Annotated in this window: 11 protein-coding genes; 2 read left to right on the top strand and 9 right to left on the bottom strand. The window is 42.8% G+C overall.

What is annotated here, in order from left to right; translation table 11 throughout:
- Window positions 1–207: 207 nt before the first annotated feature.
- Window positions 208–1,002: a hydroxymethylpyrimidine/phosphomethylpyrimidine kinase gene (locus ACT3SX_RS10225; RefSeq protein WP_192518576.1), complete on the top strand. Its 795-nt coding sequence runs from the start codon at window positions 208–210 to the stop codon at window positions 1,000–1,002.
- Window positions 1,003–1,111: 109 nt separating this feature from the next.
- Here the strand turns inward: ACT3SX_RS10225 and ACT3SX_RS10220 are convergent, their stop codons facing one another.
- From ACT3SX_RS10220 to ppx, 5 genes are all read right to left on the bottom strand, one after another.
- Window positions 1,112–1,681: a YggT family protein gene (locus ACT3SX_RS10220; protein WP_192518577.1), complete on the bottom strand. Its 570-nt coding sequence runs from the start codon at window positions 1,679–1,681 to the stop codon at window positions 1,112–1,114.
- A 126-nt stretch (window positions 1,682–1,807) separates the two neighbouring features.
- Window positions 1,808–2,641, bottom strand: a complete 834-nt coding sequence (gene proC, locus ACT3SX_RS10215) for a pyrroline-5-carboxylate reductase (protein ID WP_192518578.1) — start codon at window positions 2,639–2,641, stop codon at window positions 1,808–1,810.
- Between the two features lie 196 nt (window positions 2,642–2,837).
- A complete protein-coding gene (tilS, locus tag ACT3SX_RS10210) occupies window positions 2,838–4,484 on the bottom strand; it encodes a tRNA lysidine(34) synthetase TilS (protein WP_192518579.1) in 1,647 nt (548 codons plus the stop codon).
- A 182-nt stretch (window positions 4,485–4,666) separates the two neighbouring features.
- Window positions 4,667–5,470: an acetyl-CoA carboxylase carboxyltransferase subunit alpha gene (locus ACT3SX_RS10205; RefSeq protein ID WP_192518580.1), complete on the bottom strand. Its 804-nt coding sequence runs from the start codon at window positions 5,468–5,470 to the stop codon at window positions 4,667–4,669.
- A 186-nt stretch (window positions 5,471–5,656) separates the two neighbouring features.
- Window positions 5,657–7,183, bottom strand: a complete 1,527-nt coding sequence (gene ppx, locus ACT3SX_RS10200) for an exopolyphosphatase (RefSeq protein ID WP_192518581.1) — start codon at window positions 7,181–7,183, stop codon at window positions 5,657–5,659.
- 468 nt (window positions 7,184–7,651) lie between these two features.
- Here ppx and ACT3SX_RS10195 point away from each other — a divergent pair, with 468 nt between their 5' ends.
- Complete coding sequence (locus ACT3SX_RS10195; RefSeq protein WP_192518589.1) at window positions 7,652–7,984, top strand: DUF962 domain-containing protein; 333 nt, start codon at window positions 7,652–7,654, stop codon at window positions 7,982–7,984.
- Window positions 7,985–8,161: 177 nt separating this feature from the next.
- Here ACT3SX_RS10195 and hemL read toward each other — a convergent pair whose 3' ends face one another.
- The 4 genes from hemL to ACT3SX_RS10175 all read right to left on the bottom strand — a co-directional run bounded on the left by hemL (window position 8,162) and on the right by ACT3SX_RS10175 (window position 12,543).
- Window positions 8,162–9,463: a glutamate-1-semialdehyde 2,1-aminomutase gene (hemL, locus tag ACT3SX_RS10190; protein WP_192518582.1), complete on the bottom strand. Its 1,302-nt coding sequence runs from the start codon at window positions 9,461–9,463 to the stop codon at window positions 8,162–8,164.
- A 169-nt stretch (window positions 9,464–9,632) separates the two neighbouring features.
- Window positions 9,633–9,788: a cytochrome bd-I oxidase subunit CydX gene (gene cydX / locus ACT3SX_RS10185; protein ID WP_192518583.1), complete on the bottom strand. Its 156-nt coding sequence runs from the start codon at window positions 9,786–9,788 to the stop codon at window positions 9,633–9,635.
- A gap of 27 nt (window positions 9,789–9,815) precedes the next feature.
- Entirely contained in the window at window positions 9,816–10,952 is a 1,137-nt protein-coding gene (gene cydB, locus ACT3SX_RS10180; RefSeq protein WP_225739086.1) for a cytochrome d ubiquinol oxidase subunit II, read from the bottom strand.
- Window positions 10,945–12,543, bottom strand: a complete 1,599-nt coding sequence (locus ACT3SX_RS10175) for a cytochrome ubiquinol oxidase subunit I (RefSeq protein WP_192992320.1) — start codon at window positions 12,541–12,543, stop codon at window positions 10,945–10,947. The genes cydB and ACT3SX_RS10175 overlap by 8 nt, the downstream gene beginning before the upstream one ends.
- Window positions 12,544–13,043 lie beyond the last annotated feature (500 nt).

Raw genomic sequence — 13,043 nt, 5'->3', positions numbered from 1 at the left:
ATTTTTTATCTATAGCTTGGTTGTCTATGTTCAATATCTTTTCTACTATGGCTTTTTTAGCAATGGATGGCTATAGTATTTATCAGAATATTCATAACTAGACATAACAGAGCGCTACTAGCTTATCAAAGCTGTGATCTAGATAAGATAGAAATCGGCGATAATGCGCATGTTTTACTTATTTTAAAATATATTAAAGGACATTTTATGCGACCAGTGGTGTTGTGTTTTTCAGGATTGGATCCTTCAGGCGGGGCTGGATTACAAGCAGACATTGAAGCCATCGGCCAAGCAGGTGCTCATGCAGCTATCGCCTGCACGGCAATTACTATACAAAACTCACAGCAGGTATTTGGCTTTGATGCTTGTGCTGCAAGCTTGGTAAAACAGCAAGCTGAAGCAGTGCTCGGTGATTTACCTGTCAGTGTCATTAAGTCAGGTATGCTAGGTACCACAGATAACATTGCCATGCTGACTCAATTGTTTGCCAAGCAGGTTATCACTGCTGATACACCTTTTGTGTTAGACCCAGTATTGGTCGCCAATAGCGGTGGCAGCTTGGGTGATGAGCAAACCTTAGTCACTGCGTTTAGAGCACTGCTCCCCTATGCAACCTTAATCACCCCAAATACTCATGAGCTACGTGCCTTAAGTGGTGAGCAAGACTTACATATTGGTGCGCAAAAACTATGTGCCCAAGGTACCCATGCCGTGTTGGTCAAAACATCACATGATTTTGATAGCGGTGATATCAAGCAATATCTATATGTGAAAGGTGAAATGGTACACCAGAGCACTTTGCCGCGCTTAGCAGGTGAGTTTCACGGCTCAGGCTGCTCATTAGCCAGCTTTATCGCTGGACGCTTAGCGTTGAGCGACGACCTTGTTGATGCAGTGAAGGCCGCAGACAACTGGATTACTCAAACACTACGCGCAGCTGATGCACCGCACCCTGATGATAGCAATGCCCAATTGATACCCAATCGTTTTTTTCACCACTGATTTGCTCTGTGCTTATTAAACAATAAGTAGATATAAAAAAGGTGCTCTATCTATATAGAGCGCCTTTTTTTGGGCTACCAATCATTCTTAGAGAGTGTTAGGTCTTGATTTAACCTAACATGGGCACAAAGCTCGCTGCCAAACCACCTATAAATATCTCAAGTAAATAGAACGCCAAGAAAGCTACCATCGGTGATAAATCAAGCATGCCTAAGTTTGGTGTAATACGACGAAACGGTGCCAAGATTGGCTCTGCAAGATTAATAATAATACCAATAATCGGATGCTGAGATTGCGTAAATACGACAATCCAACTAACGATAATAGACCCGATCACCAAGTAGCGACACATACGCAAAAAGTCTAGAACCAAGCTAGTAGTACCAGTAAAAAATAACGGTACAGGAGCAATACCATGGTGCGTCAATGCTGCTTTACCAGAGATGTCAATCAAACGGATCAAAAACATCAGTACAATCGCCGCAATACTGATACGACCTTGACCAACGGTTGGAAAAATACGCCCAAAGACATCGACGATATGAGTCGCTTTATAAGCAGGTGCAATCATAGGATTACTGGCATCCATACCCGCAAACTGCAGCATAAAACGAATAAATACCAACATCATGGCGAAGGTGGTGACCAAATCAAAGATTTGAAATAACATATTGTTCATGAAGTGCTACTCTATGTGACATTATTAACAGGTCTTAAGATGACAAACGTCATGGTCAGATACTTGGTATTACTGCTTAGGCGTATCATTGCAAAATAGACAATGACACACCTCAGGTATGCAGAACTATTTGCTCATCTCTTCACTAAGCGCTTGGCTACGGTCAGAGCAAGCTTTCATAGCCTCACCAATTTGGCGGCCGATCTCATTGGCTTGCATCGATTCAACTGCGGCTTGAGTCGTACCTTTAGGCGAGGTAACCTGACGGCGTAATTCAGCAGGTGCGTCGTCACTATTCATTGCCATTTTTGCAGCGCCTAGCATGGTTTGCATCGCCAATGCTGACGCTTGTTCTTTGTCTAGACCTAACGCAACTGCGCCATCGATCATGGACTCAAGAAAGTAGAACATATAAGCTGGCGCTGACCCCGATACGGCAGTTACTGCATGCATCTGCTCTTCGTCATTGACCCAAATAACCAACCCAGAAGCCTCTAACACTGCGGTTGCTAGCTGCTTTTGTTCCGCAGAAATATCGCCAGTACCATACAGCCCTGTCGCACCCATTTGAATCATAGAAGGCGTGTTTGGCATCGCACGCACAATATTATCGTAACCACCTAACATGTCAGATAAAAGTGCGGTCGACAATCCTGCTGCTACCGAAATCACCAGCTGATTGTCTAAAGCATCTGCAAACTCACCAACGACCTGTCTCATGACTTGTGGCTTGACCGCCAGTATGACGACGTCTGCGCCAGTTACAGCAGCTTTGGGGTTTTTGCTGGCATCAACCGTATTCATTTGCTGCTTATCATACTGCGCACGTGTCTCTTCGCTAGGCGCTGATACCGTAATAAGCTCAGGCTTGACACCGCAGCCAATCAGACCGCTAATAAGCGCTCTTGCCATGTTGCCGCCACCGATAAAACTTATTTTTTTATTGTCTAATACTGACATTGCTACTCCCTTTTGCCAAAACTTAAAAATACTCAAACTAACATAAGCTTATGTAAAATGACGTCCAGTTTATCATACTGCTACTGGAGCCGTTTGATAAATTCAATAAGCCATCACTGTCAATATATTATAAAAAACTCAATAAACTAAAAGACTTTAATGCCACTATCAAACGACTCCTGAAGCCTCATTAGGCCTAGGGTTTTGCATTCAGATTTAGCTTGCTTACTATCAGTTTGGTCAATTGATTACCAAAAGTTAATTTATCTATATTTGAGTCATCAGCATTTGAGGTAATACTACTCAATAACCAACTCTCAAAAGGCGATATCAACAATAAAGGCAACTCCACAGGCAATGACTCTTTGCTCGCTGGCAAAACAACACTAATCACGATCAAACTTTCACGCAACCATGATGGAATACCGAGCGTTTGATAGAGCTTCTTGCCAGATTGTGGGCGAGATGCTAGGGCTGTTTTTACGCGCTGATGACGAAGTAATGGGGTTATTTTTAATACCGCTGGGCTTACAGTCTCAAGCACTACTGCATCCTTATCACTGTTCAATAATTCTTTATTACTGTTCAATAGTGCTTTATCACCAGCTAGTAGGACTTGATCCAATGCATCTGTCTGAAGCTGTAATTGCCACTTGATACTTTGACCATGACGTACGGTCATACATACAGGTCGGTCAACCGCGACATCCATATCAGGTAAAGAAGGCTGAGGTAATATCTGCATTTGCTCCTTCAGCGGTATCTCAAACCATGCCAACCATTCACAGCTCAGCCTGTACAACTGCTGACGGTATCGACGGATAGTATAGGCGCGTTTGCGACCTTGCCAAAACAGCTTCGTCTGATGGTTTTGGTCAGTGCGCTGTGCTAAGTTCAATACATCATCTATCAGTTGTTTCGCAGGCGGTAACGGTTCGTCTTGACCAAGCCAATAGTGCAATAATTGACGTTGGCGATAAAGTGGCAATCTTTGTAGCTTATCTATATTTAACACATGCTGTACAGGTGGTAGCTGTAATGATGGCACTATTGTCTGCTGTAAATCCTCTACCGCTTGTGCGCTAATAATTGACTGCGCATCACGCAGTAACTGTGCGCTACGAGCAATATTATCAATTACATTGGAATTATATTGTGCCAATGCGGGCATGACATCACGGCGCAGTCCACTACGGACATTATCACCAGTATCATTGGTTGGGTCATCAATATATGGTAACTGTAAGCGCGTGGCGTAGGCACTAATATCAGCGCGCTGTATAGTGAGCCAAGGTCGCCATAATACGATACGATGTGCGCCCTGTGTGTGTACACTCCACGGCTGCATACCTGACAGCCCATTTACTCCAGCCCCTTGAATTAATCGCATCAGTACCGTTTCTGCTTGGTCGTCGGCGTGATGCGCTAACAATAAAACATCATCTTGGTTAAGACATGCGCGCATCACATCATAACGGGCCTGCCGCGCCGCTTGCTCATCATGACCGTTCACTTGCGCTTGTAAAACTTGACACGGTATCTGTTGCATCGCTGCCCAATCAGCGACATGTGTTGCCCAAGTCCCACTATCTGCTTGCAGGCCATGATTCACATGTAAAAGCTGTGGTAAAAATGACAGTTTACCTTGTCGATAAAGCTGCACACACAGTGCGGCTAATGCCAATGAATCACGGCCACCACTACAGGCTAGCCAAATGCGGCGTCCGTGTAGCTGTTCACTGTACTCAGCCATGCTATCTAAAAACGCCACTGCTAGCTTAGCATCAACAGGTAATTCAGCGATTGGCTTGATAGCGTAAGAGAGGATTGCACTGCTGGTCATAGTCAGCCTTATTTGCTTGCTATTATTTGTGGAGTTACTAGGGTAATCAAAACACAGACTTATCGACACAAAAAAACGCGCCATTAAATGACACGTTTTTATTTTAACACTAAGCTCAATATCTAATATTAAATGCCACGTATTCGTTACGTTTAATATCAGGTTGATGCAATACTAGCCGACTAGGCAGGTAACATCACTTCAGAGTTGAATGATTTAAGTTTTTGGTAACGTAGCTCGCAACGCTCTTGTGCATCCAAATCTTTGAGCTCATCTAATTGCTCAGCAATAAGAGCTTTTAATGCATTCATAACAGGTTGCGGCTGCACATGTGCGCCCTCGCCTTCTTCAATTACTGCATCAATCAAACCCATTTGATATAGATTGATAGCATTTAACTTAAGTGCCTCACTGGCATCTTGTGCTTTTTCAGCTGTTTTCCACAAGATAGAAGCACAACCTTCAGGAGAGATAACCGAGTAGATACTGTTTTGCAGCATATTTACTTTATCACCCACACCGATGGCTAATGCACCACCTGAACCGCCTTCGCCGATAATGGTCACAATGATAGGCACTTTTAAGCTGGAAAATACTGCGATACTTTCTGCGATGGCTTGCGCCTGTCCACGTTCTTCAGCACCGATTCCAGGATATGCACCTTGGGTATCCACAAAAGTCATTACAGGAATATTAAAGCGTTCAGCCATTTTGACCAAACGAATCACTTTGCGATAACCTTCTGGATTTGCCATACCGAAGTTATGAGCAATCCGCTCACGAGTACTACGGCCGCGATGCTGACCAATAACCATCACAGGCTGACCGTCAAAACGAGCCAAACCACCCAGTATTGCTTTATCATCAGCATAAGCACGATCGCCATGCAACTCATCAAACTCGGTAAACAGCTGATTAACATAGTCCATAAATAATGGACGCTTGGCATGTCGTGCAAGCTGCACACTATCCCAGACAGTGCTCATAGACCTTTCCCTTTAATAATTATATTCAACAATGGCATCATTATCGATGTTCAGACAATAAAAGTACAGTTGTAAACTCAATAAAGGCTATAGTAGCACATCTTATATGGTATGACATTATCGACAGAGCTGCTTTTGTTACGGCAAACTGTAGCTTAATACTCACAACAGTAATTTTTATTGTCCCTAAGCTTCGACTACGCTCAGCTTCACGCCCCACTTAGCGAACTGATCAACCTCAGTATGTAGATCAGGCAATAAGAAGGCGTAGTGCTCACTACTATTGGTAACGGTAATTTGCCAACAGTTATCATCCACAACTGTTAATTGTAATTCTGGCAATTCATAATCACTGCGGCTATGATGCGCCAGTACTGCCAACCGTAATAGTAAGCAAAGATACACGAGCTGATCACCACCGATAGTACAGGTTTGCTCAAGCATATCGGCTTTGAGCTTACGGCGATGATTGAGCATTAACTGCGCCATACGTTTTTGATCGACTTGCGAAAACCCTGGAATATCTGAATATTCGAGCAAATAAGCACTGTGCTTATGGTAACTACTATGACTGATCGCCAGTCCTATCTCATGCAAAAACGCGGCACGTCTGAGCAAATCACCGTCATCGCTACTGAGATCAAGCTTTTCCTGCACCTGATCAAACAAATGACGGCTGGTCTTGACAACTTGCTTAGCTTGCTTTTTGTCGCCTGAATAGCGTTTTATTAGTGCTAACACACTACGGTCACGCACATCTTCGCTAACAAAGCGGCCAAGCATATCGTACATCACCCCTTCACGTAGCGCACCATCTGAATAAGTAATGGTCTCAACACCTAGCACCTTCATGACTGCACGCAATACGGCAACACCTGCTGGAAATACTGCTTTACGATGTTCTTTAACACCTTCTAAATTAATATCACTAACGTTACCAATCTTAGTCAGCAGCTTTTCTAGTTTTTTGACACCTTTATAAGTGATACGCTCCTGCTCATCAGCCCACCCTTTAGACACTAAAACATTACGTACTGCTTTGATCGTGCCGCTTGAGCCAACCACACTACTCCAGCCTGTTTTTTGATAACGACCATTAATAGCCAACACTTCTTTGCGCGCGCCCGAAATAGCACTGTTAAAAGCCTCTTTAGTAACCAGTCCGTCAGCAAAGTATTTTTGTGTAAAAGAAACACAGCCCATCTGCAAGCTTTCGGTTAATAGCGGATCGAACTCTTGACCGATAATAAACTCTGTCGAGCCACCACCAATGTCCATCACTAAGCGTTTATCGCTACTAGCATTGGTATGCGAGACTCCCAAGTAAATCAGCCTCGCTTCTTCACGTCCTGCAATGATCTCAATAGGCTTTGGCAAAATCTTATTAGCACGTGCAATAAAATCATTTGCATTTTTGGCTTGTCGCAATGCGTTGGTCGCTACGATTCGAATACGCTCAGGTGGCACCGAGTCTAAACGTGCCACGAAACGGCTCAAACACTCAAGCCCGCGCTTTTCGGCTGCCGCACTTAAAATTTTATTTTCGTCCAATCCCGCAGCGAGCTGCACCTTTTCAGACATAGAGACTACTTTTCGCACCTCACCATGATCAAGACGCGCAATGGCTAAGTGAAAACTGTTGGAACCAATATCAATGGCTGCCATCATTTCGTCATCAGCAAGTGGTAGGTTTGTAAGGTGTTCAATAGGCATAAGTGACATCGTTACCGTGTAAGATAAATGAAAGAACAGAAGCTAGCATCAGAAAATTAGTGTGCAAACATCACAAGTACAAAAGACAGCGAAACCCACACACATCAATAAGGTTTTGCCATTAAAGCATTTATGCCAAACACTGGCAAGTGACGCAAAATCAAGCTGAAATCGCAAGCACATCATAAGCTACTTGATAAAATCCAACGTCACATCTAATACTTGTGTTAATAATATTGGTTTGCTACATTGAAAGCCACTCATATTATAATAAATAACAGTGACTTACTGACTATTTATAAGTATGCAGCAAATAAAAGGATTTTTAAGGCGTATGGAGTGCTTGTCAATTAGCAATAGCCATTTAACTTTGTACTATATCAGCCATTAGCAAGGAAGCTAAAAATGAACCAAACTGCCACACAAAGTAAGGTCAAAGCCACTGGTGCTCAATCTAGCAAGAGTATAATGAAAGCTAGTACACCCATCAAACAAAAATTTTATGATTTCTACTTGGACGAGCATCAAAACATGGCGTGCCGAAGATTGCACTTCGCAGGCAGTAGTTTTGGCTTATTAGGCTTGGCAAAATCAATAAAAGACCGCTCACCAAAACCAGTATTAAAAGGGATTGCCGCAGGATATGCTTGCGCGTGGGTTGGGCATTTTTTCTTTGAAAAAAACAAACCAGCTTCTTTTAAGTTTCCATTAAAAAGCTTTGCCAGTGATTTTCGAATGTATAGCGATGTGCTACGTGGTAACTTGAGTCTAAAAGACCGTAAGTTTGATAAAGCACGATAAAATTCAATGCTTGGTTATTGTCCGCTCATCTCAGACTAATACAACTTTTTATCTATTTTATAGACGAAGAAATCATGGTTTTTGCTAGGGTCTGTTGAACATTTAAATATTAGGGCATAAAAAAACCAGCACAGTGGCTGGTTTTTATTTTAATGCCGAAAGCGATTACTTATAAAGCTAAGCCTTTGCCATTTCTGCAAATATCTCATCAGCAGCTTTGATTGACGCATCAATATCTTCATCGCTATGCTTGATTGACATAAAACCTGCTTCATAGGCAGATGGTGCCAAATAAATACCACGATCCAGCATACCGTGGAAGAAAGTATTAAACACTTCCATATCGCACTCTGTCACGTCATCAAAGTTGCTAGGTGTATCAGTCGCTGCGTCTTTGACGAAGAACATGCCAAACATGCCACCCAGTTTATTGGTGCGTAGGTTGATACCATGCTTATCGGCAGCCTCTTGAAAACCGTCTACTAGACGATCTACTTTCGCTGCCAATTCATCATAAAAACCTTCTACCGTTAAGTCTTCAAACATAGCGATACCAGCACGCATTGCTAACGGGTTACCTGATAACGTGCCAGCTTGATAGACACCACCAAGTGGGGCGATACAAGACATAACGGCTTCCTTACCACCGAAAGCACCAACTGGTAGACCTGCACCGATGATTTTACCAAAGCAAGTCAAATCAGGAGTAATACCGAAGTGTGCTTGTGCGCCGCCAAGACCAACACGGAAGCCAGTCATCACTTCATCAAAAATCAATACCGCACCATTAGCAGTACATTCGGCACGCAACGTATCATGGAAGTCTTGTGTTGGAATGACCATGTTCATGTTACCAGCGATTGGCTCTAAGATAACACAGGCAATCTCTTCGCCCCATTTTGCAAAACAATCCTTAATCGCTTGTGGGTCATTATAAGGAATCGTAATCGTGTGCTTGGCAAAGTCAGCTGGAACACCTTTTGATGTTGGCTCACCAATATCAAGCATGCCTGAGCCCGCTTTTACCAATAAGCTGTCTGAGTGACCATGATAGCAACCTTCAAACTTAACGATTTTGTCACGCTGCGTATAGCCACGAGCCAAGCGAATCGCGCTCATGGTTGCTTCTGTCCCAGAGCTGGTCATACGAATCATCTCCACACTAGGAACAATTTCGCAAATTTTATCAGCCACGGTGGTTTCAAATGGCGTAGGCGTACCAAAACTTAAGCCATCATCGGCTGCTTTTTTAACGGCATCGATTACTTTGGGATGCGCATGGCCTAAAATCATTGGTCCCCAAGACCCAACATAATCAATATAGGCGTTGTCTTCAGTGTCATAAATTTTACTGCCGTTGGCACGGTGCATAAAAATAGGCGTGCCACCTACCCCAGCAAACGCGCGAACAGGTGAGTTAACGCCGCCCGGAATATGCTTGCGAGCTTGGGCAAAAAGTTGTTCGTTTTTAGTACTCATAGTCATGACTCTTTATTATATTGATAAAAAATATCGATTAAACGGCTTGGTGCGCCTATCTTAACAAAAAAAAGTGAGCTCATCTGAGCTCACTTTGTATCTAACCAATAAAACCTATTATAAAAACAGCTATCATTCAGGCGCTTTACCAGAATAATTGACCACTGCTTTACTCAGGTAGTTTCTCAGGTTCAGGTGTTTCCTGCTGTTTCTGTTTAGGAGAAAATGACTCTAAGCGACCTTGCTCATGCTCTAACCAAATTGCATTAACAATGGCCAATAACACCGCGAATCCTAACCCCAATACCCAGGCGAAATACCACATATTGTTCTCTCCAAATTAGTAGACCGTTTAGTAAAGCGTGTGATCATTTTCACGGATATAAGCGGCAGTGACTTTACCGCGCATGACGCTATACGCCCAACTGGTATAGATCACAATGAGTGGTACAAAAATAGCCACAGCATAGAGCATAATCATTAGTGTTAAGTGACTAGAGACACTATCCCAAATCGTCAAGCTAGAGTTTGGAAAGGTTGATGATGGCATAATGAATGGGAATAATGCGATACCTGCCGTCATGATAACACCTAATACGGCAATACTTGAGCTAACAAACGCTGTCAGTGTTTTGCCGATTTTTAATAACATAGCCGTTACTAATGCCATCAATACACCCAATGCAGGGAAGACCCACGCCACTGGATAAGTCGCAAAGTTAGTCATCCAACCACCAGGCTGCGAAACCACTTCTTTGCTAAGCACATTCGGTAAGCCAGCTGGATCAATTGTTGATGTAATGACATAACCATCAAGCGTTTGTACCCAAAATCCAGCGCCAACAAACAATGCCACCATCACCACAGCAGAAATCATGGTGTAACGAATCGTACGTGTCTGAATAAGACCTTCTGTACGATGCGCTAAATAGGTACCGCCTTGCATGATTAACATGGTAGCACTGACTAAACCACAAAGAATAGCAAATGGACTTAATAGTTGCCAAAAATTGCCTGTATAAGTCGATCGTAACGTATTATCAAAGCTAAATGGCACACCCAAAAATAGATTACCAAAAGCAACACCGAAGACCACTGCAGGTACAAATGAGCCTACAAACAGTCCCCAGTCCCAGGCGTTACGCCATCTTTGATCTTTAACCATGCTACGGTACTTAAACCCAACTGGTCGAAAAAATAGTGCCCATAGAACTGCCATCATCGCCCAATAAAAACCACTGAACGCCGTTGCATACACCATCGGCCAAGCAGCAAATAATGCACCACCTGCAGTAATAAACCAAACTTGGTTGCCTTCCCAATGTGGTCCAATCGTATTAATAACTAGACGGCGTTCTTCATCATTTTTACCAATGAATGGCAACAGGGTACAAACCCCCATATCATGCCCATCCATAATGGCAAAACCAATTAGCAGTACACCAACGATCAGCCACCACATTATTTTTAATGTTTCATAATCAAACAACATGAGTCACCTCCTGATCCGCGGCAGTCGGCGTTACATTGCGAGGTGTCTCGCCATCATAACGTCCTGTACCCAAACTTGCTGGCCCTAACTTCACGTATTTAATCATCAAGTACATCTCGATAATCAACAAGACGGTATAAAACCCAACAAACCCAGCAAGCGACCAATAAACATTCGCCACACCGATATTCGATGTTGATACATAAGTTGGCAGTACACCATAAATAGTCCAAGGCTGACGACCATATTCAGCGACAAACCAACCAAGCTCAGCTGCTATCCAAGGTGCTGGTAACATCACAACAGCCCATTTAAGTAGCCATGTTTTTTCAGCAAACGTTCCTTTAAAAGTAAACCACAAGCTGGTTAAGAATAACGCCAACATTAAGAATCCAAGCCCTACCATGATACGGAAAGACCAAAACATCGGCGCTACCTTAGGAATGGTGTCATCTGCGGCTTTCTGAATCATTTCAGGTGTGGCCTGTGAGACATCAGCGGTATATTTTTTAAGTAGAAGTCCAAATCCTAAGTCATCTTTGACCTTATCAAACTCAGCCCTTAATGCCATATCATCTGGCGTTTCACGCAGTTGCTCTAATAGTCCTACCGCAGTGATACCAGTGGTAATGCGTTCACGGTTTAGCTCTTTAATATCATGTATACCAGGGATTTCTGTATCCAAAGAACGCGTACCGATCAGTCCCATCGCATAAGGAATCTGCACTTCCCAGTTATTTTTCTGCTCTTCTTCGTTAATACTAGCAATCAAATTGAACGGTGCTGGCGCAGGCTCAGTGTGCCACATCGCTTCCATCGTCGCCAATTTGGTTTGTTGGGCTTTACCAACGGAGTAGCCTGATTCATCACCCAATACAATCACACTACAAATAGACGCCAGACCAAAAGCCGCTGCTACCTGAAAACTGCGCTTGGCAAATTCAACGTCTCGTTTGCGCAGTAAGTATAAGGCTGAAATAGACAATACAAACAATGATCCCACGACATAACCTGCCGATACCGTATGTACAAATTTATTCTGGGCATCCGGGTTAAATAGAATGGCTGAAACATCAACCATTTCCATGCGCATGGTTTGATAATTAAATTCAGCACCGACAGGGCTTTGCATCCAGCCGTTGGCAATCAAAATCCATAATGCTGAAAGATTGGTTCCGACTGCCATCAAGACAGTAACAACTAAATGTTGAAAGCGAGACAGTCTGTCCCAACCAAAAAAGAATAACCCTACCATTGTGGATTCAAGAAAGAAGGCCATCAGCCCCTCAATGGCAAGCGGCGCACCAAAAATATCGCCTACATACTGTGAATAATAAGACCAGTTGGTGCCGAATTGAAACTCCATGGTGATGCCTGTCGTGACACCAAGCGCAAAGTTAATACCAAATAACTTGCCCCAATAACGCGTCATATCCTTCCACACTTGTAACCCTGTGGTTACATAGACAGCCTCCATAATCACCAGGAGCCAAACCATGCCTAACGTGAGTGGAATAAACAAAAAATGGTAAAGCGCTGTCACCGCAAACTGCAAGCGGGACATGTCTACTAGATGTTCAGTAATCATACCAAACTCCCTAAAAATAAGGGCTTACCAGCACAGTTCACTATCAAGACAAACACCCTGTATGTTATATCAGAGATATTTATCTATTGAATATATTCAATTAACTTAGCTACTAGCCCTGCGTTACCCATAAGATTGAGCCTTTTTGATACCAATATTCATTTATGTTTGTCATCACTATTCTTAAAAGCTGCAAACACTTGATTAAATACAAAGTAGTACCAAAAAAACCAACAAGAAGCGAAGCAATAACCACTCTATTAGCCCTAATAAAATGGCAATAAGATAAAAACAAAAATTCTAAACTATTAACAATTACAATATATTTAACAGTATAATGTTTAAGCTAAATCAACACAAGTATTTAAAACCACATAAAATATGTGGTTTTAAGCCTAGATTATTACATAGTTTACAGAAAATTACATCCGCGCCATAATGTCAGCACCCTAAATCAAAGCGGTTTAGACCCTGATAAGCCAAATACTATGAAGGCTTAC

It is taken from the genome of Psychrobacter sp. AOP31-B2-9 (assembly GCF_052378005.1).
Lineage (GTDB): Bacteria > Pseudomonadota > Gammaproteobacteria > Pseudomonadales > Moraxellaceae > Psychrobacter.
This window is presented reverse-complemented; position numbering and strand designations above follow the sequence as displayed.

What these genes read in the sequence shown, in the direction of transcription:
- ACT3SX_RS10225 (WP_192518576.1), top strand. Translation starts at nt 208, where the DNA reads ATGCGACCAGTGGTGTTGTGTTTTTCAGGATTGGATCCTTCAGGCGGG.
- cydX (WP_192518583.1), bottom strand. Translation starts at nt 9,788, where the DNA reads ATGTGGTATTTCGCCTGGGTATTGGGGTTAGGATTCGCGGTGTTATTG.
- ACT3SX_RS10195 (WP_192518589.1), top strand. Translation starts at nt 7,652, where the DNA reads ATGAAAGCTAGTACACCCATCAAACAAAAATTTTATGATTTCTACTTG.
- ppx (WP_192518581.1), bottom strand. Translation starts at nt 7,183, where the DNA reads ATGCCTATTGAACACCTTACAAACCTACCACTTGCTGATGACGAAATG.
- hemL (WP_192518582.1), bottom strand. Translation starts at nt 9,463, where the DNA reads ATGAGTACTAAAAACGAACAACTTTTTGCCCAAGCTCGCAAGCATATT.
- tilS (WP_192518579.1), bottom strand. Translation starts at nt 4,484, where the DNA reads ATGACCAGCAGTGCAATCCTCTCTTACGCTATCAAGCCAATCGCTGAA.
- ACT3SX_RS10175 (WP_192992320.1), bottom strand. Translation starts at nt 12,543, where the DNA reads ATGATTACTGAACATCTAGTAGACATGTCCCGCTTGCAGTTTGCGGTG.
- ACT3SX_RS10220 (WP_192518577.1), bottom strand. Translation starts at nt 1,681, where the DNA reads ATGAACAATATGTTATTTCAAATCTTTGATTTGGTCACCACCTTCGCC.
- ACT3SX_RS10205 (WP_192518580.1), bottom strand. Translation starts at nt 5,470, where the DNA reads ATGAGCACTGTCTGGGATAGTGTGCAGCTTGCACGACATGCCAAGCGT.
- proC (WP_192518578.1), bottom strand. Translation starts at nt 2,641, where the DNA reads ATGTCAGTATTAGACAATAAAAAAATAAGTTTTATCGGTGGCGGCAAC.